Raw genomic sequence first — 22,683 nt, forward strand, 5'->3', positions numbered from 1 at the left:
TCAGTTTTGCTGATGCTCGCGTCCACTTGTAGCTCTCGATGTACGGTCGGGAGCGTCGCTGAGAGATCAGCGCCGACGACGATGACACATCAATAGTGTTTCGGCGGCCATAGCGAAGGGGAAACGCCCGGTTACATTCCGAACCCGGAAGCTAAGACCTTCTGCGCCGATGGTACTGCAGGGGAGACCCTGTGGGAGAGTAGGACACCGCCGGACTTCTTTCCGAGGAGGCCACCCATTGCTGGGTGGCCTCCTCGTGTTTAAGCAGCTTTTCGAGAGGACTGACGATGGCGGAGCAACGTCCACGACGTGGCGGCGATGGTCGTTCCGACCGAGGCGGCGCGTCGGGCCGGCCGCAATCCGGAGGCCGAGCAGGTCGTCCGGATCGTTCCGGTGGTACGGGTCGTCCGCAGCGTGATGGTGGTGTCGGCCGCCCGCAGCGTGACGGTGGTACGGGTCGTCCGCAGCGCGACGGTGGTGCTGGGCGTCCGCAGCGTGACGGTGCGGGTCGTCCGCAGCGCGACGGTGGTGCCGGTCGTCCGCAGCGCGGTGATGGCGCGGGTCGTCCCGAGCGTGGCACCGGCACCGGCCGGCCGGATCGCGGCGACGCAGCCGCGCGTCCGAGTCGCGGCGGTGCCGGCGGTGCCGGCGGTCCGCGTCGGTCCAGTGGCGCGGGCGCGCCCCAGCAGCGCGGCGCCCGGCCCCCGCGTCGTGACGGGGGTGCACCGACGACGGATGCTGCGTCTCGACCGCGGCACGACGATCCGCCGATCCCCGAGGACGTGCTGCCCGCCCAGCTCGACAGGGCGGCTCGCGCCGAGCTCAAGACGTTGACCAAGGAGAACGCCGACGCGGTCGCGCAGCACCTGGTGATGGCCGGTCGCCTGATCGACTCCGATCCGGCCCTGGCGCATCGGCACGCACTGGCCGCCGAGCGCCGCGGCGGCCGGATCGCCGTCGTGCGGGAGAGCCTCGGCATCACGGCGTATGCCACGGAGGACTTCGCGCTCGCGCTGCGCGAGCTCCGCACCTACCGCCGGATCTCGGGGCGCGACGACCAGCTGCCGCTCATGGTCGACAGCGAACGCGGAGTGGGCCGCCCCGAGAAGGCGCTCGAGCTGGGGCGCAGCGTGCCGCGGGATCGGCTCGACCCGGCCGTGCAGGTCGCTCTCGCGATCGCGATGTCGGGGGCGCGTCTGGATCTCGGACAGCCGGAGGCGGCGCTCGAGGAACTCCGCATCCCGCAGCTCGATCCGGAGCGCGCGTTCGCCTGGAGCCCCGCCCTGTTCGATGCGTACGCGACCGTGCTCGAGGAGCTCGGCCGCGACGATGAGGCGGAGCAGTGGTGGCAGCGCTCCGACCGGGCGTCGATCGCGCTCGACCGCGCGGCGATCCCGGAGGGCGAGGAGATCGTCGAGGTGATCGAGGAGGAGCAGCCGGATGGCGCGGTCGACTGAGCAGGCGCGGCCGCTCGACGGCGCCGACCTGCTGCTGCTCGACCTGGACGGCGTCGTCTACGCGGGCTCGGCGCCGATCCCGCACGCGGTCGACAGCATCAATCGCGCCCAGCAGGCGGTGCGCGTCGCCTACCTGACGAACAACGCCTCGCGCACGGATGCGACCGTGGCCGCGCAGCTGACCGAGCTGGGGCTGCGGGTGAGCCCCGACGAGATCGTGACCTCGCCGCAGGCGGCCGTGACCGTGCTCGCCGAGCAGGTGCCGGAGGGGTCGATGGTCCTCGTCGTCGGCGGTGAGGGCCTGACCTCCGAGCTCGAGAAAGCCGGATTCACGGTGACGCGGTCGGCGGAGGACGGCCCGGCCGCCGTGGTCCAGGGCTTCCATCCATCGGTCGCGTGGACGGACCTCGCGGAGGCGAGCTACGCCCTCCGCGCCGACCCGACCATGCCCTGGATCGCCACCAACACCGACTGGACCATCCCGCAGACCCGCGGCATCGCGCCCGGCAACGGCACACTGGTATCGGCGGTGCACACGGTCGTGGGCCGGCTGCCCGTCGTGGCGGGCAAGCCCGAACGCGCGATCTTCGATGCCGCGGTCGCACGGTTCGGCGGCGACCATCCGCTCTTCGTCGGCGACCGCCTCGACACCGACATCGTCGGCGCCAACCGGGCGGGGCAGACCTCGGCGCTCGTCATGACCGGGATCGACGGACCGAAGCAGGTGCTGGCCGCGGAGAAGGATTCCCGCCCGCACTACCTGCTCGCCGACCTGCGCGACCTGTTCCAGCCCTACCCGGCGCCGACCGTCGAGCAGAAGCGCGGCACGACGCGGATCCGCTCCGGGCGAGCGGTCGTCACGGTCGCCGACGATGCGGTGCGACTGGAGCGCGCCTCCGAGCCGATCGAGATCCTGAGGGCCGCCGCTGCCGCGATCTGGGGAACCGGCAAGCCGATCTACGCGCTCGACGTCGCCGCCGAGCTATATTCCTGGTCGTGAGCGACGACACCGACCAGACCCGCGACGGCCTGCTCTCGCGGCTGCGGGTGATCGAGGATCAGCCGCTCGAGACCCGGGCGGAGGCGCTCGGGCACCTGCACGACGAGTTGCGCATCCGGCTCGAAGCCGGCGACGCGCCGCGCCGCTGACCGCCCGCGACGGCGACATGCCCGCAGCGCGACTCGATGCCGAGCTCGTGCGGCGCGGGCTCGCCCGCTCGCGCGCCGAGGCATCCCGCGCCTTGGCCGAGGGCCGGGTGAGCGTCGACGGCGTGCCCGTGGCGAAGGCGGCTACCCGGGTGGCTCCGGATGCCGTGCTCGACCTCACGGGCGCCGACGCGTACGTCAGCCGAGCGGCCCACAAGCTCGTCGCGGCGCTCGACGCGTTCGGGATCGATCCCGCGGGGCGGTTCGCGCTCGACATCGGGGCGAGCACCGGGGGCTTCACGCAGGTGCTGCTCGAGCGGGGAGCGCGCCGGGTGCTCGCCCTCGACGTGGGGCATGGGCAGCTCGCCGAGCCGGTGCGCTCCGACCCCCGGGTGGTCGTCGTGGAGGGTCGCAACGCCCGGACGATCACCGCGGGTTCGGTGGCGGACTGGGTCGGCGATCCGGAGCCGGCGAGCCTGGTGGTCGCGGATCTCTCGTTCATCCCGCTCGGCGTGGTGCTGCCCGCCCTCGTGGCGACGGCACCGGATGCCGACTTCGCGCTGCTGATCAAACCGCAGTTCGAGGTGGGCCGGCAGGGGGTGCGCGAGGGCATCGTGCGCGATCGGTCGTTGCGCCAGGATGCCGTGACGGGCGTGCTCTGGGCGGCGCACGACCTCGGGCTGCGCACGGCCGGCCTCGCCCCCTCCCCAATCCTCGGCGGAGCGGGGAACCACGAGTATCTGGTGCACTTCAGCGCGAGCGTCGGGGGCGATCCCTCAGAATGGAGGGACACGGTGTCGGCGTTGACCTGACGCCGCACGATCGGCCGGTGTTCCGGCGCCACCAGGAGAAGGAGCACGGATGACCGATGCGCGGCATCTCCTCGTGATCGCCCATACCGGTCGCGACGATTCCCTCCAGGCCGGCATCGAGGTGTGCCGGCAGCTCATCGCGGCGGGTCTCGTCCCGGTGGTCTCCGACGACGAGCACGACGACCTGCTGCGCGCCGCGCCGGATCTGGCGCCGCTCGCGCTGCTGGGTGCGGATGTCGCCTCCCACGACATCGAGCTCGTCATCGTGCTGGGCGGCGACGGCACGATCCTGCGTGCTGCGGAGTTCGCCCGCGGCACGGATGCGCCGCTGCTCGGCGTGAACCTCGGGCACGTCGGCTTCCTGGCCGAGGCCGAGCGCGAGGACCTGGCCCAGACGGTGACGCGCGCGCTCGCCCGCGACTACGAGGTCGAGGAGCGGATGACGCTCTCGGTGCGGGTGAAGCTGCGCGGCGAGGTCGTGTACGAGACCTGGGCGCTCAACGAGGCGTCGGTCGAGAAGGCCAACCGCGAACGCTCGCTCGAGGTCGTCGTCGAGGTCGACGGGCGGCCGCTGTCGAGCTTCGGCTGCGATGGCGTCGTGATGTCGACGCCCACCGGATCGACCGCGTACTCGTTCTCGGCCGGCGGTCCGGTCGTCTGGCCGAGCGTCGACGCGATGCTCATGGTGCCGCTGTCGGCGCACGCGCTCTTCGCGCGTCCGCTCGTGGTGGGCCCGCAGTCCTCGCTCGCCGTGGAGCTGCTGCCGCGGTCGACGGCCTCCGGCGTGCTGTGGGCCGACGGACGGCGCACGTTCGATCTGCCGACCGCGGCGCGCGTCGTGGTGCGTCGCTCGCCCATCCCGGTGCGGCTCGCCCGGCTCACCCCGCGGCCGTTCACCGACCGGCTCGTCGGCAAGTTCTCCCTGCCGGTCGGCGGGTGGCGTGGCCCGGGTCGCGACGACCCGGTGACCGACACGATCGCCGTCGCCGCCGCACTCGACGACGATGCCGCGGGCGAGGCGGCTCCATGATCGAGGAGATCGTCATCCGCGATCTCGGCGTGATCGGGGACGCCCGGCTTCCCCTCGGGCGGGGTTTCACGGCGCTGACGGGCGAGACCGGCGCCGGCAAGACCATGGTCGTCACCGCGCTCGGCCTGCTGCTGGGCGATCGCGCCGACTCCGGCATCGTCCGCGCCGGGAGCGATCACGCCGTCATCGAGGGGCACTGGCAGGTCGCGTCGACGGGGCCGGTCGCCGACCGGGTGCGCGACGCGGGCGGCGACCTCGACGAGGACGGCACCGGTGCCGGTGAGCTCATCCTGACCCGCGAGGTCTCGGCCGAGGGGCGCAGCCGCGCGACCGTGGGCGGTCGCTCGGCGCCGGTCGGGGTGCTCGGCGAGCTCGGCGAGCATCTCGTCGTCGTGCACGGCCAGTCCGAGCAGCTGCGGCTCAAGTCGGCGGCGGCCCAGCGCGAGGCGCTCGACCGGTTCGCGGGCCAGGAGCTGGCGACCGTGCTCGGCGACTACCAGGACGTCTTCCGGCGTTGGCAGTCCGAGCAGTCCGAGCTCGACGTGCTCGTCGCCGAGCGCGACCGGCGCGGCCGCGAGGCGGAGGAGCTCCGCATCGCGATGGAGGAGATCGAGAAGGCGGCGCCGCAGCGCGGCGAAGACGATGAGCTCGCCGAGCGCGCCGCGCGGCTGACCAACCTCGAGGACCTGCGGCTCGCCGCCGCCGAGGCGCAGGAGCGCATCTCGTCGCAGCTGCTCGACGGGGGTCCGGATGCCGTGGCGCTCGTCGAGGGCGCCCGGCACGCCGTGGAGCGGGTCGTCGAGCACGACACCGCGCTCGCGCCGATCCTCGAGGCGCTGACCTCCGCGTCCTTCGCGCTCAGCGAGGTCTCCGCCCAGCTGTCGCACTACCTCGGGGGGCTCGACGCGGATGGCGCCCGGGAGCTGGAGGCGATCCAGGAGCGCAGGGCGACGCTGGCATCCCTCGTCCGCCGCTACGGGCCCGGCCTCGACGAGGTCATCGACTATCTCGAATCCGGCAGCACCCGCCTGCTCGAACTCGACGGCGATGCCGACCGCATCACGCTGCTCGAGCAGGAGGTCGCGGCCGACGGCGCACGCGTCGAGGAGCTCGCCGCGGCCCTCACGGCGATCCGACGGGAGGCCGCCGGCCGGCTCGGCGACGCCGTGACCGCCGAGCTCGGCTCGCTCGCGATGCCGGATGCCCGCCTCGTGGTGGAGGTCGAGGAGCGCGAGCTCACGCTGACCGGTCGCGACCAGGTCGCGATCCTGCTGCAGCCCCATGCGGGCGCGGAGCCCCGGCCGGTGTCGCGCGGGGCGTCGGGCGGCGAGCTCTCGCGGGTGATGCTCGCGATCGAGGTGGTGCTGGCGGGCAGCGACCCGGTGCCGACTTTCGTGTTCGACGAGGTCGACGCGGGAGTCGGCGGGGCGGCGGCGACCGAGATCGGGCGACGGCTGGCCCGGCTCGCCGAGACGTCCCAGGTGATCGTCGTCACCCACCTCGCCCAGGTCGCCGCGTTCTCGAACAACCACCTCGTCGTCGAGAAGGGCAGCGACGGGTCGGTCACGGCTTCGAGCGTGCGGCTCGTGCACGCGGACGATCGCGCCCTCGAGATGGCGCGGCTGCTCTCGGGGTCGCCCGACTCGGCGCACGCGCTCGCCCACGCGCGGGAGCTGCTCGAAGCCGCGCATGGACGCTGGAGCTAGGAGCGAAGGCCATTTCTGGCCTTCGCCGCGACGCCAGTCCCGGTGCCCGTCTCGGGCGCCGGATCGGCTCAAGAGCCACCAGCGGCGTCTCAGAGAGCGGAGTGTCACAGCGAACCGCGATGACGTCGGGATAAGCTGAAACCCCGTGGTGGTCAATACGGGTCAGGTCGTTACCAAGCACATCTTCGTCACCGGGGGCGTCGTCTCCTCGCTCGGCAAGGGCCTCACCGCCGCCAGTCTGGGCAATCTGCTCACGGCCCGCGGGCTGCACGTCGTGATGCAGAAGCTCGACCCGTACCTCAACGTCGATCCCGGCACGATGAACCCGTTCCAGCACGGCGAGGTGTTCGTCACCGACGACGGGGCCGAGACGGACCTCGACATCGGCCACTACGAGCGCTTCCTCGACATCGACCTCGACCAGGCCGCGAACGTGACCACGGGGCAGATCTACTCGCGGGTGATCCAGCGCGAACGTCGCGGCGAGTACCTCGGCGACACGGTGCAGGTGATCCCGCACATCACCGACGAGATCAAGCGCCGGATGCGGCTGCAGGCCGAGCCGCCGGCCGACGGCGGGCCGGTGCCCGACGTGATCATCACCGAGATCGGCGGCACCGTCGGCGACATCGAGTCCCAGCCGTTCATCGAGTCGGCGCGGCAGGTGCGGCACGAGCTCGGCCGCAACAACGTCTTCTTCGTGCACGTGTCGCTCGTGCCCTACATGGGTGCGTCGGGCGAGCAGAAGACCAAGCCGACCCAGCACTCGGTCGCGGCCCTGCGATCCATCGGCATCCAGCCGGACGCGCTCGTGCTGCGCAGCGACCGGCCGGTGAGCGAGGCCAACAAGCGCAAGATCGCGCTCATGTGCGACGTCGACGAGCGCGCCGTCGTGAACGCGGTCGACGTGCCGTCGATCTACGACATCCCGAGCATGCTCAACGACCAGGGCCTCGACGCCTACATCATCGAGCAGCTGCGCCTCGACGAGAAGGCGGGCGATGTCGTGTGGGACGGCTGGCACGACCTGCTCACCGCCGTGCACGAGCCCAAGCACGAGGTGACGATCGCGCTCGTGGGCAAGTACATCGACCTGCCCGACGCCTACCTGTCGGTGACCGAGGCGCTCAAGGCCGGCGGGTTCGCGCAGGAGACCAGGGTCGCGATCCGGTGGGTGCCCTCCGACGAGTGCGAGACGACCGAGGGCGCGCAGCGGCTGCTCGGCGACGTCGACGGCATCTGCGTGCCCGGCGGGTTCGGCGTGCGCGGCATCGAGGGCAAGCTCGGCGCGCTACGGTTCGCGCGCGAGAACGGCATCCCGGTGCTCGGCCTGTGCCTGGGCCTGCAGTGCATGGTGATCGAGTACTCGCGCAATGTGGCGGGGCTGCCCGGCGCCTCGAGCTCCGAGTTCGATCCGGACACCGAGTTCCCGGTGATCGCGACGATGGCGGAGCAGGTGGACATCATCGACCACGGCGACCTCGGCGGCACGATGCGGCTCGGGCTCTACCCGGCGCGCCTGCAGGACGGCTCGCTCGTGGCCGACCTCTACGGCGAGCGCGAGGTCTCCGAGCGGCACCGGCACCGGTACGAGGTCAACAACCACTACCGCGACCGGATCGCCGACGCGGGGCTCGTCTTCTCCGGCGTCTCGCCCGACCGCTCGCTCGTCGAATACGTCGAGCTGCCGCGCGACGTGCACCCGTTCTACGTGGGCACCCAGGCGCATCCCGAGCTGCGTTCGCGCCCCAACCGCGCGCACCCGCTGTTCCGCGGACTCGTCGAGGCGGCGCTCGAGCGGCAGAACGCGACGCGGCTGTTCGAGGTGCAGGAGCCGGGGGAGCGCCCGGCCGAGATGGCTCCGGCGACCGAGTCGATCGGCGTCATCGCCGAGCCCGCGGAGGTCTGAATGGACCGCGACGCGCTCCAGAGCGGACCTCTGGCCGATCTGCGTGATCCGGCCGAGCTGCTCGAACGCGAGACGGTCTTCGAGGGCAAGGTGTGGGATGTCGTGCGCGACCGCGTGCGATTCGGCGACGGCGAGCTCGTGCGGGAGTACGTGCGGCACACGGGCGCGGTCGCCATCCTCGCGATCGACGAGCAGGATCGCGTGCTGCTCATCAACCAGTACCGGCAGCCGATCGGCACGCGCGACTGGGAGATCCCGGCCGGGCTGCTCGACGTGGAGGGTGAGGAGCCGCTCGCGGCCGCGAAACGGGAGCTCGCGGAGGAGGCGGACCTGCAGGCGAGTCAATGGAGCGATCCGATCACGTTCCACTCCACCCCGGGCGGCAGCGACGAGGTGCTGCACGTCTACGAGGCCCGCGGATTGAGCGCGACGCTGAAGTTCGACCGCACCGACGAGGAGGCCGAGATCGTGCTGCGCTGGGCACCGCTCGACGAGGTCGTCGACGCGGTGCTCGACGGTCGGCTGCACAACGCGATCCTGATGATCGCGGTGCTGTCGGCAACGGTTCGCACTGGCCGCGCGCGCTCCGCTGAAAGCGGAGGTCATTTCTGACCTCCGCCGCGGCGCCAGCGCCGACACCCGTCTCGGGCGTCGGTTTGCTCGATCGTGAGCTCGAGCGCTACCTGCGGCACGTCGCCATCGAGCGCGGTCGCTCGCCGCACACGGTCGCCGCGTACCGGCGCGATCTGACGGCGTTCCTCGTGTCGGCCGCCGCGGCCGGGGCGACCGTACCCGCCGCCCTGACCCCGGCGATCGTCACCGACCACGCGCGGCGACTCCGGGAGGGAGACCACCCGCAGGCCGCCTCGTCGGTGGCGCGGGCGCTGTCGTCGATCCGGGGGTTCACGCGGTTCCTCGTGGAGGAGGGCCTGCTCACCACCGATCCGGCCGTCGAGGTGCCCGCGCCGAAGCTGCCCGCGCGGCTGCCGAAGGCGCTCACGATCGAGCAGGTGGAGGCGCTGCTGTCCGCGACCGACGGCGACGAGCCGGCGCGGCTGCGCGACAAGGCGCTGCTCGAGCTGCTCTACGCGACCGGGGCACGGGTGTCGGAGGCCGTGGACCTCAACGTCGACGACCTGATCGGCGAGGACGGGGCGGCCGACGTCATCCGGCTGTTCGGCAAGGGCGGCAAGCAGCGGATCGTTCCGGTGGGCTCGTACGCCCGCGCGGCGCTCGACGCCTACCTCGTGCGCGCGCGGCCGCTCATGTCGGCGCACGGGCGCGCGACGCCGGCGCTGTTCCTCGGGGTGCGCGGGGCGCGGCTGTCGCGGCAGAACGCGTGGCTGATCATCCGGGCCGCGGGGGAGCGCGCGCAGCTCGGCGTGGAGCTCTCGCCGCACTCGATGCGGCACTCGTTCGCGACCCACCTGCTGCAGGGCGGAGCGGACGTGCGGGTGGTGCAGGAGCTGCTCGGCCACGCGAGCGTGGCGACGACGCAGATCTACACGAAGGTCACGGCTGACGCGCTGCGCGACATGTACGCGACGGCGCACCCCCGCGCCCGCTGAGTGAGCCCAATTGGGGTCGGCGATGTGTTCGCCGACCCCAATTGGGCTCACTGGACGGGGGGCGCAGGATGCCCAACCTTCAACCTCAGCTTGACGCGCGCCGCCGGGGCCGCCCCCGGGCCCCGACTTAGACTCGGGGCATGTCGGCGCAGAGGGAGGACGTGACCGAGCTGGCGGGTCTCGAGGCCCCGAAGCTCGGCCCGACCGGGCGTCCGCTGCGCGACTTCCCGGTGCCGAAGAAGCTGCGATCGCACGGCCCAGCCCGGATCATCGCCCTCTGCAACCAGAAGGGCGGCGTCGGCAAGACGACGACCTCCATCAACCTGGGCGCCACGCTCGCCGAGTACGGCCGCAAGGTGCTCGCGATCGACTTCGACCCGCAGGGTGCGCTGAGCGCCGGCCTCGGAGTGCAGACCCACGACGTGACGACGATCTACGACCTGCTGCTCGGCGCACAGCGCGACGTCACGGCCGCCATCCTGCCGACGGGCGTCGAGAACCTCGACATCATCCCCGCCAACATCGACCTCTCCGCCGCCGAGGTGCACCTGGTCAACGAGGTCGCGCGCGAGCAGATCCTCGCACGTGTGCTGCGTCAGGTCACCGATCGCTACGACGTCATCCTGATCGACTGCCAGCCCTCGCTCGGACTGCTGACGGTCAATGCGCTGACCGCAGCGCACGGCGTCGTCATCCCGCTCGAATGCGAGTACTTCGCGCTGCGCGGCGTCGCCCTCCTCGTCGAGACGATCGAGAAGATCCGCGACCGGCTGAACCCGGCGATCACGCTCGACGGCATCCTGGCGACCATGTACGACTCGCGCACCCTCCACTCGCGCGAGGTGCTCCAGCGGGTCGTGGAGGCGTTCGGCGACCAGGTGCTCGAGACCGTCATCGCCCGCACCGTGAAGTTCCCGGATGCGTCGGTCGCCGCCGCGCCCGTGACGACGTTCGCCCCGGAGCACACGTCGGCCGAGAACTACCGGCAGCTCGCGCGCGAACTCGTCTTCCGCGGCGCCGTCGCGTAACCATGGCGTCGACCACCCCCGGCGCGCTCCCGAGCCTTCTCGAAGCCGGTGGCGACGATCAGGCGCCCGGGTTCTCACTCGCGCTGGACAACTTCAGCGGGCCGTTCGATCTGCTGCTCTCGCTCATCGCCAAGCGCGAACTCGACATCACGGAGGTCTCCCTCAGCGCCGTGACCGACGAGTTCATCTCCTACCTGCACGGCCTCGACTCAGGCGGCGAGCTCGACCGGGCGAGCGAGTTCCTCGTCGTCGCGGCGACCCTGCTCGACCTGAAGGTGGCCGGCCTGCTGCCGCAGGGCGAGCTCGTCGACGAGGGCGACGTCGCGCTGCTCGAGGCGCGCGACCTGCTCTTCGCCCGGCTGCTGCAGTACCGGGCCTTCAAGGAGGCGGCCGCCTGGTTCGGGGAGGGCCTCGAGCGCGAGTCGACGCGGCACGCGCGGGTGGTGCGGCTCGAGGAGCGGTTCCGGGAGCGCACCCCCGAGCTGGTCTGGACCCTCACGGCACAGGACTTCGCCGCCCTCGCCGCGCTCGCGTTCGCGCCGCGCGAGATCCCCACCGTCGGGCTCGACCATCTGCACGCGCCGCTGGTCAGCATCCGGGAGCAGGCGGCCCAGGTGGTCGCGCTGCTGCGCGGCGGGGAGCCGCTCACGTTCCGCCAGCTGATCGCGGGCATCGAGCAGCGCGGCGTCGTCATCGCGCGATTCCTCGCCGTACTCGAACTGCTGCGGCATGCGGCGATCTCGTTCGAGCAGGTCGAGCCGCTCGGCGACCTGACGCTCACGTGGACGGCCCCGCAGTGGAGCGACGAGAGCCTCGCGACGCTCGGGGCCGACTACGATGCCTGAGGTCATGAGCGAGCAGGCGGAGGTCGAGGCACCGGGGGAGCCGGCCACTCGACCAGTGGTGGCAGACATCGAGCGGGCGCTCGAGGCGATCCTCATGGTCGCCGACGAGCCGTTGCCGCTCGTCAGCCTCGCGACCGCCATCGGCGCACCGGTGCCGGCGGTGCGGCAGTCGATCGAACGGCTCGTCGCCGACTACGACGGCGAGGACGGCGGCCCGCGTCGCGGATTCGAGCTGCGCGAGGTCGGCGGCGGGTGGCGCCTCTACGTGCGGCCCGAGCACGATGCGGTCGTGGCGGACCTTGTGCTCACCCAGAACCCCACCCGGCTGTCGCAGGCGGCACTCGAGACCCTCGCCGTGATCGCCTACAAGCAGCCGATCAGCCGCGGCTCGATCGCGTCGATCCGTGCGGTGAACGTCGACTCCGTGGTCCGCACGCTCGTGGGGCGGGGCCTCATCACCGAGGCGTTCACCGACCCCGAGACGGGCGCCATCCACTACGAGACGACCGGCTTGCTGCTGACCCAGCTCGGCATCAATTCGCTCGACGAACTCCCGCCGATCTCGCCGCTGCTGCCCGACGGCGCCGACGGGTTCGACGACCTGCGATGAGCGGAACCGAGGGCGAGCGGCTGCAGAAGGTGCTCGCGGCCGCGGGCGTGGCATCCCGCCGCGTCGTCGAGCAGTACATGGTCGCGGGCCGGATCACCGTGAACGGCGAGGTCGTCACCGAGCTCGGCCGGCGCGTCGATCCGGCCGTGGATCACATCGCGGTCGACGGCCAGGCGGTGCAGCTCGACCCCGGCAAGCGCTACCTCATGCTCAACAAGCCGACGGGGGTCGTGAGCTCGCTCGCGGACGATCGCGGCCGACCGGATCTGCGCCGCTGGACCGACGAGCTCGAGGAGCGCGTCTACAACGTCGGGCGGCTGGATGCCGACACGAGCGGCCTGCTGCTGCTCACCAACGACGGCGAGCTGGCCCACGTGCTCGCCCACCCGAGCTTCGGGGTGCAGAAGACGTACATCGCGACCGTGCGGGGCATCCCGACCGCGGCGACGCTGCGGAGGCTGCGCGAAGGCATCGAGCTCGACGACGGGCCGATCGCGGCCGACCGCGCACGCCTGGTGGGCGAGCCGTCGCGGGGCCACGCCATCGTGGAACTCACGCTGCACTCCGGGCGCAATCGCATCGTGCGCCGGATGCTCGACGCGGTGGGGCATCCGGTGCAGGAGCTCGTCCGCCGGCAGTTCGGGCCTCTGCATCTGGGGTCGCTCGGCTCGGGCCGCATCCGCGATCTCGATACGATTGAGGTCGGCCGGCTGCTCACGCTGGCCCGGAACGGCCAGCCCTCATGACGACCACAGCTCGGACACGCGGACCGGTCCGCATCGTCGGTGCCGGGCTGCTCGGCGCCAGCATCGGCCTGGCCCTGCGCGAGCGCGGCGTGGAGGTCGTGCTCGCCGACGCCTCGAAGTCGGCGCTGCGGCTCGCGGTCGACTACGGCGCGGGGCGCCCCGCCGCCGACGACGACGCGCCCGCGCTCGTCGTCGTGGCCGTGCCGCCGGAGGCGGTCGCCGAGGTGGTCGCCCGAGAGCTCGACACGTTCCCGGATGCGCTGGTCACCGACGTCGCGAGCGTCAAGTCCGGCATCCTGCGCGAGCTGTCCGAGGCCGGTGCCGACCTCGCGCGCTACGTCGGCTCGCACCCGATGGCGGGCCGCGAGCGCGGCGGCGCCGTCTCCGCGCGCGCCGATCTGTTCCTCGGCCGGCCCTGGGTGATCGCGCCGCACGACGCGGTCGACCCGGAGCGGCTGCGTGCCGTCGAGGATCTCGCGCTCGACGTCGGCGCCGCCCCCCGCCGCATGCGTCCCGACGAGCACGACCATGGCGTCGCGCTCGTCTCGCACGTGCCGCAGCTCGTCGCGTCGCTGCTCGCGGCGCGGCTGGTGGAGGCACCGGATGCCGAGGTCGGCCTCGCCGGTCAGGGGCTGCGCGACACGACCCGCATCGCCGGCAGCAACCCGGAGCTCTGGGTGCAGATCCTCGGCGCGAACGCGGCGCCGGTGGCGGAGATCCTCACGGCGCTGCGGCACGACCTCGACCAGGTGCTGCATGCGCTGGAGCACCCCCACCGGATCGGCGCACCGCGCACGGTCGCCGAGGCGCTCGTCGCCGGCAACGAGGGTGTCGCCCGCATCCCGGGCAAGCACGGGCAGGATCGGCGGTTCGCCGCGATCCTGGTGACGGTGCCCGACGAGCCGGGCGAGCTCGGCCGCCTGCTCACCGAGATCGGCGAGGAGGGCGTCAACATGGAGGACCTCCGGTTGGAGCACTCGCCGGGCGCTCAGGTCGGCTTCGCCGAGATCGCGGTGCTGCCGGAGGCGGCGCACCGGCTCGCGGCGGCGCTCGAGGGCCGCGGCTGGTCGCTCGTCGAGGCGAAGGGGTCCGACGCGTGAGTCCGATCGTGGTCGCCGTCGACGGACCCGCCGGCAGCGGCAAGTCCAGTGTGAGCATCGCCGCCGCCGAGCGGCTCGGTTACGCGTTCCTCGACACCGGGGCCGCCTATCGCGCGCTCGCCTGGCTCGGGCTCGAGCGCGGCGTCGACCTCGACGACGCTGACGCGGTGGTCGCGCTGCTCGACGACTTCGACTACCGCACCGTGCCCGGCGCCGACGGCACGATCGTGCACATCGGCCTGCACGACGTGACGACCGCGATCCGCGAGCCCCGGGTCTCGGCCGTCGTGAGCGACGTCGCCCGGATCCCCGCGGTGCGCTCCGCGCTCAACGAGACGTTCCGGCGGCTCATCGACGCCACCCAGGTGCCCGGGATCGTGGTGGAGGGGCGGGACATCACGACCGTGGTCGCGCCGGACGCCGCCGTGCGGATCCTGCTCACGGCATCCGAGGAGGTGCGCATCGCGCGCCGCAGCAAGGATCTCGCGCCCGCGCAGGCGGCGACCGCCGGCCAGCTGCGGGAGCGCGACCGCCGGGATGCGCAGGTCGTCGACTTCATGACCGCGGCGCCCGGCGTCACCACCCTCGACTCCACCGACCTCGACTTCGACCAGACCGTCGACGCCGTCGTCGCCCTCGTCCACGAGAGGACCGGCGCATGAGCGACGCGAACGATGACGCACCGGACCGCGATCGGTCCGGCCGCGAAGCCGCCGACGACGGCATCGACGGTATCGACGACACCGGGTTCGCCGCCGATCCGGAGCTGGCCGCGCGTCTCGACGCGATCCCCGACGACCTCGCCGAGCAGCGCGCCGCCTCGCTGCGCGCCGGGCTCGAGGAGTACGACCTGGAGGACGAGGATCGCGAGATCCTGGAGGTCGCCCAGGCCGGTCCCGACGGCATCACCTACTCGCCGGCGCTGCCGGTGCTCGCGATCGTGGGACGCCCGAACGTGGGCAAGTCGGCGCTCGTCAACCGCATCCTGGGCCGGCGCGAGGCCGTCGTCGAGGACGTGCCCGGCGTCACCCGCGATCGCGTCGCCTACAAGGCGGAGTGGATGGGGCGCCGGTTCACGCTCGTCGACACCGGCGGCTGGGAGCCGGATGCCCGCGGCATCAACGCCTCGGTCGCGGCGCAGGCGGAGGTCGCCGTGGACCTCGCCGATGCCGTGCTGTTCGTGGTCGACGTCAACGTCGGTGCGACCGCGACCGACGAGCACGTCGTGCGCATGCTGCGCGCCTCGCGCAAGCCGGTCATGCTCGTCGCCAACAAGGCCGATGACGCGATCCGGGATCCCGAGGCCGCCGTGCTGTGGAGCCTCGGTCTCGGCGAGCCGTGGCCCGTGTCGGCGCTGCACGGCCGCGGCGTCGCCGACCTGCTGGACCACGTCATGTCGGTGCTGCCGGAGGTCTCGACGGTCGCGAAGCAGGAGATCGGCGGCCCGCGCCGGGTCGCGATCCTGGGCCGGCCGAACGTGGGCAAGAGCTCGCTGCTGAACAAGTCGGCCGGCGAGGAGCGCGTGGTCGTCAACGAGCTCGCCGGCACGACCCGGGATCCGGTCGATGAGCAGATCGAGCTGGGCGGCAAGGTGTGGACCTTCGTCGACACGGCCGGCATCCGCAAGCGCGTGCACCTGCAGCAGGGCGCCGACTTCTACGCGTCGCTGCGCACGAGCGCCGCACTCGAGAAGGCCGAGGTGGCGGTCGTCGTCATCGATGTCACGGAGCCGATCTCGGTGCAGGATCTGCGCATCATCGACCTGGTGCTCGAATCGGGTCGCGCGCTCGTGATGGCCTACAACAAGTGGGACCTGCTCGACGACGATCGCCGCCGCTACCTCGAGCGGGAGATCGAGCAGGATCTCGCGCACATCGCGTGGGCGCCGCGCGTCAACATCTCGGCGCGCACGGGCCGGCACCTCGAGAAGCTGGTGCCGGCGCTCGAGCTCGCCCTCGCGAGCTGGGACACCCGCATCCCGACCGGAAAGTTCAACGCCCTCATCGCGGAACTCGTCGGCGAGCACCCGCACCCGGTGCGGGGCGGCCGCCAGCCGCGCATCCTCTTCGGCACGCAGGCCTCGACCCGGCCCCCGACGTTCGTGCTGTTCACGACCGCGTTCCTGGATCCGGGCTACCGGCGCTTCATCACCCGGCGACTGCGCGAGGTCTATGGCTTCGAGGGCACGCCGATCGTCGTGAACATGCGGGTGCGGGAGAAGCGCAAGCGGTGAGCCGGATCCGGGTGCACAACCTCGCGGTGTCGCTCGACGGCTTCGGTGCCGGCGAGGACCCGACGCTCGAGTCGCCCTTCGGCCATGCCGGCATGCGGCTGATGGAGTGGTTCCTCGCGACGCCCTCCTTCCAGCGCGTCCACCTCGGGACGGAGCCGGAGCCGACACCCGCGATCGAGGCGGACGACGCGTTCGCCCGCCGCAACCTCGAGGGCATCGGCGCGCACGTCATGGGGTCTCGGATGTTCGGGCTGCCGGGGTGGCAGGACGATCCGGAGTGGCGCGGCTGGTGGGGCGAGGAGCCCCCCTACGGCACACCGGTCTATGTGCTGACGCACCGTCCGCGCCCCGATCTGGTGCTCGGCCGGACGACCTTCCACTTCGTCGACGCGCCGGCCGGCGAGGTCGCGCGGCAGGCGCGCGAGGCGGCGGCGGGTCTCGACGTGCAGGTCAGCGGCGGTCCGACGACGGTGCGCGAGTTCCTGGATGCCGACCTGGTCGACACGATGCACGTCGTCGTGGTGCCGATCGTGCTCGGACGGGGCTCCTCCCTCTGGGCCGGGCAGGAGGGCCTGGAGGAACGCTTCGACATCCGCTCGACGACCACCCCGAGCGGCGTGACCCACCACGAATTCACCCGCCGCGGGCGCTGAACCACGGCGCACTGGCGGCCGAACCGTCGTCGCGCGCACTGAATCACGCGTCATCCTGCCAGCAGCTCCCGCACCGCGCGTGACTTCGTCTCGAGCATGATGCTCTGCCGGCCGGACCCGGGCGGCGCTTCGAGTCGATATCGGCCGCCGATCCGCCTGATCCTCCATCCCTCGTCGTGCAGCCGCAGGTGATGGTGCCGACACAGGAGGATCCCGTCGTCGACATCGGTGCGGCCGCCCTGAGCCCACGGCCGGATGTGATGCGCCTCCGTCCAGGATGGCGGCCGTTCGCATCCGGGCCACATGCATCCGCCGTCGCGTGCGGCGAGCGCGCGTCGCTGACGCCGGGTGAAGAGGCGCTGCGTGCGCCCGAGCGTCAGCACCCGGCCGTCGTCGGCGAACAGGACCGCCTCGGAACCGCCGCATGCGAGCCGCGCGACCGTCGCCATCCCGACCGCCTCGCCCGATTCGAGCACGCCGTGCCCGGCGGGGTTCTCCGACGCCAGGTCGGCCACGCGCACGAGCACCCGCACCGCCGGCTCGTCGCCGCCGAGCAGCACCGCGCGATCGATCGTCGCCGACGACCGCAGGAGTTCGGTGAACGCGTCCGACGCGAGCTGCTCGGTGCTGCGCTCGTCGTCGACGACCCTCCGCGCGCGCTCGCGGGCACCGGCCTCGACGAACCGCGGTCCGCCGCGTCGTGGCGACGTCGCCCGGTCGTAGATCTGGGTCACGACGGCGGCCGACTCGGGATCGAGCAGCCACACGATGCGCGTCATGCCGTCGGGCTGGCGCACCAGGCGCAACGACCGGGCGGCACGCCGCGCCCGCTCGCGGTCGACGATGCCGGCCGCGTCGAGCTCGTCGCGGAGCTCGCGCGCCCGCTTCTGCAGCCGGTCGGGATCGATCGTCGCGGACTCCTCGCACAGCCGCTCGACGGCCTGAGCGATCACGTCGGGAGGAATCGAGTCGCCCGCCGACCCCTGCCCGGCAGACCCCGACCCGGCAGACCCCAGACCCGCCTGAATCGCATCCGCCGCGGCGACGCTCACGCGCCCGTCGCGCAAGGCGTCGCCGAGCGCACCCGGGACGTTTGTGATTTCGCCGACACGAGTCACGGCCGCAGCATCCCGCCCGGTCATGCCCGCCTCGGCGCGCAGGAACTCCTGCACCGTGCGGTGTCCGGCGCGCTGCGCGAACCCGGACAGCCCGAGCTCGGGACTGGAGCGCCGTGCGACCTCGCCCGCGATCAGCGCCGCGCGGCGCTCGACCGCCTGCCGCAGCGACGCGCCGAGCGCGACCAGGGCGCGCAGCTGCTCATCGCCGACCGCCGCCAAGGGCTCCATCGGCGCGCACTCGACGACACTCAGCGCCATGCGCAACGCGTCGGAGAGGGAGGCCGGGGACATGCCTCCATTCTCCCCGTTCGAAAGTCTGTTCGGGAGGTAGGCCGATTATTCTGTGGAGAACTCGGCGTCCGCGCCCGGTGTGCGCAGGGCCGCGACCATCCGCTCCAGCCCCCAGCGCCACGCGCGATCCACATCCCCTCCGAGCCCGAACATCCCGCCGAGCTCCATCGTGAGAAAGCCGTTCGCCCACGCGGTCACGAGCCGGGCCCCCTCGAGCGCGTGCTCGGGCCCCGTGAGGGCGCCGACCGCGTCCAGCAGCGGGGTGACGCTGCGCACGACCGCCGCGGCATCCGGTCGCGGCGCTCCGTGCGCCGAGAACACGAGCCCGAACCCGACCGGATGCTCGTGCGCGAATCCGCGCAACGCGTCGGCCTGCACGACGAGCCGGCGTGCGGGGTCGGCCTCCGCCGCGGTGGCCTCGAGCCGATCGGTCAGGTCGTCGAGGGTGGCCGCGACGACGAGCGCCAGCAGCTCCCGACGGTCGCGCACGCGTTTGTAGAGCGACGGCGCCCGCACGCCGGCCCGCTCGGCGACGGCCTGCATCGTGAGGCCGTCGAGCCCGCCGTGCCCCTCCGGGCCCCCGCGCTCGATGATCTCCCGCCCCGCGGCGACGATCGCGGCACGGCTGGTCTTCTCCGGCGTCGGCATTTGCATCTCCCCTCGATAGCTAATTAGCATAGCCATCATGGAACTCGTGCCCGGCCTGCGCCGCATCGGCAACGACATCGTCGCCGTCCATCTCATCGTCACCGACGAGGGGATGACCCTCATCGACACGGGCCTTCCCGGCCAGTACGCCGACCTGACCCGCGAACTCGCGGCGCTCGGCCGGCCGCTCGGCGACATCCGGGGCATCGTGCTGACGCACGGCGACAGCGACCACACCGGATTCGCGGAGCGCCTGCGGTCGGAGCTCGGCATCCCGGTCTACATCGGCGCCGCCGACGCGGCCCGCGCGATGGGCGAGAAGCCGCCGTCGACGCCGAAGGACCGGCGCCGGCTCGGCCCCGTGCTCCGGTTCTTCGCCTATGCGCTGCGCAAGGGCGGCCTCAAGATGCCCGCGGTGAAGGAGGTCATGCCCATGAACGACGGCGACGTGCTGCCGCTGCCGGGCGCGCCCGTGATCATCGGGATGCCGGGCCACTCCCCGGGCAGCGTCGCCGTCCACGTGCCCGCCGTGCGCGCGGTCTTCGTGGGCGACGAGCTCACGACGCGCAACGTGCTGACGGGCGTGACCGGACCGCAGCCCGCCCCGTTCACCGACGACCAGGCCGGATCGTCGGCCGCACTGGATCGCCTCGCGGGGCTCGACGTCGATCTCGTCATCCCGGGCCACGGTCCGGTGTGGACGCAGGGTGCGCCCGCGCTCATCGCCGCGTACCGCGAGGCGGAGAAGGGCCACTAGCGCGGACGTAGGGTGGGATCGATGTCGGGATCCCGTGCCACCTCGTTCCATCAGGCCGCCGATGCGTACGCGCGGGCCCGCCCGTCGTACCTTCCCGAGGCCGTCGCCTGGATGCTCCCGGATGCCGCCCGCCGGGTCGCCGACGTCGGCGCGGGCACCGGCAAGCTCTCCGCAGTGATCGCGGCCACCGGACGCGATGTGGTGGCCGTGGACCCGGATGCCGGCATGCTGCGCAAGCTCGAGGCCGAGCATCCGGAGATCCGCACGCTCGTCGGCAGCGCGGAGCAGCTTCCGCTGGACGACGCCTCCGTCGACGCGGTCGCGTTCGGGCAGGCGTGGCACTGGGTCGACCCGCCCGCGGCGGCCGTCGAGGCCGCGCGTGTGCTGCGGCCGGGCGGAACCCTCGGACTGATCTGGAACGTCCGGGACACCCGCTCCGGCTGGGCGGCCGAGCTCGCGACCATCATCGACGCGAGCGACGCGGAGGAGTTCGTCGAGCGCGGCGGCCCGGTGCTCGGGGCGCCGTTCGGCGCGCTCGAGACGGCCGAGTTCGCGTGGCAGTACCCGCTGACGGTCGACGGTCTCGTCGACCTCGTGGCGTCGCGCAGCGCCACCATCCAGGCCGCCCCGGATGCGCGGGCCCAGCTGCTCGACCGCGTGCGGGAACTCGCGGAGCGGTCGGCCGGGAGCGATGGTCTGCTCCTGCTGCCGTACGTCACGCACGTGTACCGTTCGGCCATCCCGGCGTGAGGAGAGCACCATGAACCCGATCGATCCGGCCCGCACCGCCCTGCTGCTCATGGACCTGCAGCCGAGCGTGCTGGCGCGCTATCCCGCGGATGTCGTGCTGCCGAACGCGATCGCGCTGCGCGATGCGGCACGGGATGCCGGCGTGCTCGTCGGGTACGTGCACGTCGCGCTGGCACCCGAGGAGGCGGCCGCCGTGCCGGCGACGAATCCGATGTTCTCCGGGCTGGCGGCGCGCATGGCCGGAGCCGACCCGGCGATGAGCGAGGTCGATCCGCGGCTGGAGATCGACGTGGAGGAGCCGGTGTTCCGCAAGACGCGGGTGGGCGCGTTCTCGACGACCGACCTCGACGCCCGCCTGCGCGAACGGGACATCGACACCCTCGTGCTCGCCGGCATCTCGACGAGCGGCGTCGTGCTCTCGACCGTGCGCGACGGCGCCGACCGCGACTACCGGCTGATCGTCGTGGCCGACGCGTGCTCCGATCTCGACGACGAGGTGCATCGCGTGCTCACGCAGAAGGTGTTCCCGCGGCAGGCCGAGGTCGTCACCACGGCGGAGGCTGTCGAGGTGCTCGGCGCCGATGCGTGAGCACGAGCACCACCCCGGCGACGTGCACGACGGCGTGAGCGTCGCGGAGTACTGGGAGCAGCGCTACGCGTCCGGCGGCGCCGTCTGGTCGGGTCGCCCCAACGCGACCCTCATCGACGTCGCGCCGCGCCCGAGCGGCGCCGCGGCGCGCGCGGTCGACCTGGCGTGCGGCGAGGGCGGCGACGCGGTCTGGCTCGCGCAGCAGGGATGGCACGTCACCGCCGTCGACATCTCGAACGTGGCGATCGGGCGCGGCCGCGCCGCCGCCGAGGACCTCGGCCTCGCCGACGCGATCGAGTGGATCGCCGCCGACCTCGAGACATGGCAGGTGCCCGACGGCGTCGAGCTCGTGACGGCTTGCTTCCTGCAGTCGAGCCGGGAGCTGGATCGGGATGGCATCCTGCGCCGGGCGGCTCGCCGGGTGGCGGCGGGTGGTCGGCTGGTCTCGATCGCGCACGCGCAGCTGCCGCCGTGGTCGGCGCATCCGGACCACGTCGGGATCACTCCCGAGGCCGAGCTCGCCGCGCTCGACCTCGACCCTGCCGCGTGGCGGGTCGAACTCGCGGAGGTGCGGGAGCGGACCGGCTCGGGACCCGACGGCGAGCCCGCGACCCTGCACGACTCGGTGGTGCGCGTGCGCCGGATCGCGTGAGCGCCCCGGTGTGCCCGTGCGGCTCCGGCCGCCCCTACGAGGCGTGCTGCGAGCCGTACCACCTGGGCGCCGCGGCACCGACCGCCGAGGCGCTCATGCGGTCCCGCTACAGCTCCTTCGCGCTGGGGCTGGCGCCCTATCTGCTGCGCACCTGGCATCCGGAGACGAGACCGGCCGAGCTGGACCTCGATGACGGGATGACGTGGCGCGCCCTGCAGCTCGTCGACGTCGTGCGCGGGGGAGCGGACGACGCGGAGGGTGTGGTCGAGTTCCGCGCGTCGTTCCGCGACGCGTCGGGCGCCGTGGGCCGGCTGCACGAACGCAGCCGCTTCGCGCGGGTCGACGGCCGGTGGACGTACGTCGACGGCGACGTCCTGGACTGAGCCGGCGGCTCGGCGCGGTCCGGTAAGGTGGGAGATCGCGCCGGGTGACCGGCGAAGTCACGGGCTGTGGCGCAGCTTGTAGCGCACCTGACTGGGGGTTATAGGGGCTAGCGGCTGGTTCAGCCTGAAAAGTGAATAACGGGATGTGGCGCAGCTTGGTAGCGCACCTGACTGGGGGTCAGGGGGTCGCAGGTTCAAATCCTGTCATCCCGACAAAAATACCTGATGAGAGCCGGTTTTTCGTCAGAGATCGTTTTTTCGCGAACGCCGGGTGGGGTCGAGGTCTCGTCGCCCGTTTGAGACTTTCTGGCTCTGCGGTTGTCGCGAGCCGGGACCAAACCGGGACCGCGAGGCTACTTGATGCGGTGTTCAACAACGCCGTATCGCCGCCACCTCGGCGTCCCTAACGCACAACCCGTGCATTCGCGCGTCGGTGATGTGCTGGCACGGCGAGGATGGGTTGTCGCGGCGCTACCCACATTCGAGTGGAGCTTTACTTGGTTGATGGAGGAGCCTTATACCGTGCGACTGAATCTGCTAACCGACCTCCCGCGCGAACTCGCAAAGCGAACACGGTTCGACCTGGGAGCCTGACCCGGTTTCCCGGACATCTTGAGTGAGGCGATGATCGTCTCGGAAGGAGTCCGTGTAA

At 72.3% G+C, this 22,683-nt stretch carries 25 protein-coding genes, 1 tRNA gene and 1 rRNA gene; 25 read left to right on the top strand and 2 right to left on the bottom strand.

Going from position 1 to position 22,683, the window contains the following annotated elements; all coding sequences use genetic code 11:
- The first annotated feature begins 99 nt into the window (after window positions 1-99).
- The 19 genes from rrf (at window position 100) to ABD285_RS10530 (ending at window position 16,843) form a co-directional block, all read left to right on the top strand.
- Window positions 100-216 (top strand): 5S ribosomal RNA (gene rrf / locus ABD285_RS10440).
- A gap of 93 nt (window positions 217-309) precedes the next feature.
- Complete coding sequence (locus ABD285_RS10445; RefSeq protein WP_284252340.1) at window positions 310-834, top strand: hypothetical protein; 525 nt, start codon at window positions 310-312, stop codon at window positions 832-834.
- Window positions 783-1,457, top strand: coding sequence for a tetratricopeptide repeat protein (locus ABD285_RS10450; protein WP_284252338.1), 675 nt, complete (start codon window positions 783-785; stop codon window positions 1,455-1,457). The genes ABD285_RS10445 and ABD285_RS10450 overlap by 52 nt, the downstream gene beginning before the upstream one ends.
- Window positions 1,441-2,457, top strand: a complete 1,017-nt coding sequence (locus ABD285_RS10455) for an HAD-IIA family hydrolase (protein ID WP_284252336.1) — start codon at window positions 1,441-1,443, stop codon at window positions 2,455-2,457. Before ABD285_RS10450 ends, ABD285_RS10455 begins: the two co-directional genes overlap by 17 nt.
- A complete protein-coding gene (locus ABD285_RS10460; RefSeq protein WP_284252334.1) occupies window positions 2,454-2,606 on the top strand; it encodes a hypothetical protein in 153 nt (50 codons plus the stop codon). The genes ABD285_RS10455 and ABD285_RS10460 overlap by 4 nt, the downstream gene beginning before the upstream one ends.
- A gap of 17 nt (window positions 2,607-2,623) precedes the next feature.
- Window positions 2,624-3,415, top strand: a complete 792-nt coding sequence (locus ABD285_RS10465; protein ID WP_344202437.1) for a TlyA family RNA methyltransferase — start codon at window positions 2,624-2,626, stop codon at window positions 3,413-3,415.
- Between the two features lie 49 nt (window positions 3,416-3,464).
- Window positions 3,465-4,445: an NAD kinase gene (locus ABD285_RS10470; RefSeq protein ID WP_284252333.1), complete on the top strand. Its 981-nt coding sequence runs from the start codon at window positions 3,465-3,467 to the stop codon at window positions 4,443-4,445.
- Window positions 4,442-6,151, top strand: a complete 1,710-nt coding sequence (recN, locus tag ABD285_RS10475; protein WP_344202439.1) for a DNA repair protein RecN — start codon at window positions 4,442-4,444, stop codon at window positions 6,149-6,151. The genes ABD285_RS10470 and recN overlap by 4 nt, the downstream gene beginning before the upstream one ends.
- Window positions 6,152-6,296: 145 nt before the next feature.
- On the top strand, window positions 6,297-8,060 hold the full coding sequence (pyrG, locus tag ABD285_RS10480; protein ID WP_344202441.1) for a CTP synthase: 1,764 nt from the start codon (window positions 6,297-6,299) through the stop codon (window positions 8,058-8,060).
- On the top strand, window positions 8,061-8,672 hold the full coding sequence (locus ABD285_RS10485; RefSeq protein WP_284252331.1) for an NUDIX domain-containing protein: 612 nt from the start codon (window positions 8,061-8,063) through the stop codon (window positions 8,670-8,672). It abuts the gene before it with no gap.
- Between the two features lie 44 nt (window positions 8,673-8,716).
- Window positions 8,717-9,628: a site-specific tyrosine recombinase XerD gene (locus ABD285_RS10490; protein ID WP_344202444.1), complete on the top strand. Its 912-nt coding sequence runs from the start codon at window positions 8,717-8,719 to the stop codon at window positions 9,626-9,628.
- Window positions 9,629-9,768: 140 nt separating this feature from the next.
- Window positions 9,769-10,656 carry a ParA family protein gene (locus ABD285_RS10495; RefSeq protein WP_284252330.1) on the top strand — a complete coding sequence of 296 codons (888 nt, stop codon included), beginning with the start codon at window positions 9,769-9,771 and terminating at the stop codon, window positions 10,654-10,656.
- Between the two features lie 2 nt (window positions 10,657-10,658).
- Window positions 10,659-11,501, top strand: a complete 843-nt coding sequence (locus ABD285_RS10500) for a segregation and condensation protein A (RefSeq protein WP_284252328.1) — start codon at window positions 10,659-10,661, stop codon at window positions 11,499-11,501.
- Between the two features lie 4 nt (window positions 11,502-11,505).
- Complete coding sequence (gene scpB / locus ABD285_RS10505) at window positions 11,506-12,111, top strand: SMC-Scp complex subunit ScpB (RefSeq protein WP_284252326.1); 606 nt, start codon at window positions 11,506-11,508, stop codon at window positions 12,109-12,111.
- Window positions 12,108-12,857, top strand: coding sequence for a pseudouridine synthase (locus ABD285_RS10510; RefSeq protein ID WP_284252325.1), 750 nt, complete (start codon window positions 12,108-12,110; stop codon window positions 12,855-12,857). Before scpB ends, ABD285_RS10510 begins: the two co-directional genes overlap by 4 nt.
- A complete protein-coding gene (locus ABD285_RS10515) occupies window positions 12,854-13,957 on the top strand; it encodes a prephenate dehydrogenase (protein ID WP_344202447.1) in 1,104 nt (367 codons plus the stop codon). Before ABD285_RS10510 ends, ABD285_RS10515 begins: the two co-directional genes overlap by 4 nt.
- Window positions 13,954-14,619, top strand: coding sequence for a (d)CMP kinase (cmk, locus tag ABD285_RS10520; protein WP_284252323.1), 666 nt, complete (start codon window positions 13,954-13,956; stop codon window positions 14,617-14,619). Before ABD285_RS10515 ends, cmk begins: the two co-directional genes overlap by 4 nt.
- On the top strand, window positions 14,616-16,190 hold the full coding sequence (der, locus tag ABD285_RS10525) for a ribosome biogenesis GTPase Der (RefSeq protein WP_284252321.1): 1,575 nt from the start codon (window positions 14,616-14,618) through the stop codon (window positions 16,188-16,190). Before cmk ends, der begins: the two co-directional genes overlap by 4 nt.
- Window positions 16,187-16,843 carry a dihydrofolate reductase family protein gene (locus ABD285_RS10530; RefSeq protein ID WP_344202449.1) on the top strand — a complete coding sequence of 219 codons (657 nt, stop codon included), beginning with the start codon at window positions 16,187-16,189 and terminating at the stop codon, window positions 16,841-16,843. Before der ends, ABD285_RS10530 begins: the two co-directional genes overlap by 4 nt.
- Before the next feature lie 50 nt (window positions 16,844-16,893).
- Here the strand turns inward: ABD285_RS10530 and ABD285_RS10535 are convergent, their stop codons facing one another.
- Window positions 16,894-18,252, bottom strand: coding sequence for an HNH endonuclease signature motif containing protein (locus ABD285_RS10535; RefSeq protein WP_284252320.1), 1,359 nt, complete (start codon window positions 18,250-18,252; stop codon window positions 16,894-16,896).
- Window positions 18,253-18,297: 45 nt separating this feature from the next.
- On the bottom strand, window positions 18,298-18,900 hold the full coding sequence (locus tag ABD285_RS10540; protein WP_344202451.1) for a TetR/AcrR family transcriptional regulator: 603 nt from the start codon (window positions 18,898-18,900) through the stop codon (window positions 18,298-18,300).
- A gap of 37 nt (window positions 18,901-18,937) precedes the next feature.
- On the opposite strand from ABD285_RS10540, the gene ABD285_RS10545 reads away from it, so the two are divergent.
- The 6 genes from ABD285_RS10545 to ABD285_RS10570 all read left to right on the top strand — a co-directional run bounded on the left by ABD285_RS10545 (window position 18,938) and on the right by ABD285_RS10570 (window position 22,244).
- Window positions 18,938-19,657: an MBL fold metallo-hydrolase gene (locus tag ABD285_RS10545; protein WP_284252314.1), complete on the top strand. Its 720-nt coding sequence runs from the start codon at window positions 18,938-18,940 to the stop codon at window positions 19,655-19,657.
- Between the two features lie 21 nt (window positions 19,658-19,678).
- Window positions 19,679-20,407 (top strand): class I SAM-dependent methyltransferase, encoded by a 729-nt coding sequence (locus tag ABD285_RS10550; protein WP_284252312.1) that lies wholly within the window; start codon window positions 19,679-19,681, stop codon window positions 20,405-20,407.
- A 10-nt stretch (window positions 20,408-20,417) separates the two neighbouring features.
- Complete coding sequence (locus tag ABD285_RS10555; protein WP_284252310.1) at window positions 20,418-20,996, top strand: cysteine hydrolase family protein; 579 nt, start codon at window positions 20,418-20,420, stop codon at window positions 20,994-20,996.
- Window positions 20,989-21,648, top strand: coding sequence for a class I SAM-dependent methyltransferase (locus ABD285_RS10560; RefSeq protein ID WP_284252309.1), 660 nt, complete (start codon window positions 20,989-20,991; stop codon window positions 21,646-21,648). Before ABD285_RS10555 ends, ABD285_RS10560 begins: the two co-directional genes overlap by 8 nt.
- Entirely contained in the window at window positions 21,645-22,031 is a 387-nt protein-coding gene (locus tag ABD285_RS10565; RefSeq protein ID WP_284252307.1) for a YchJ family protein, read from the top strand. Before ABD285_RS10560 ends, ABD285_RS10565 begins: the two co-directional genes overlap by 4 nt.
- Window positions 22,032-22,170: 139 nt before the next feature.
- A tRNA-Pro gene (locus ABD285_RS10570) sits at window positions 22,171-22,244 on the top strand.
- The last annotated feature ends 439 nt before the right edge of the window (window positions 22,245-22,683 follow it).

Source organism: Pseudolysinimonas kribbensis (assembly GCF_039531715.1).
GTDB classification, from domain to species: Bacteria; Actinomycetota; Actinomycetes; order Actinomycetales; family Microbacteriaceae; genus Pseudolysinimonas; species Pseudolysinimonas kribbensis.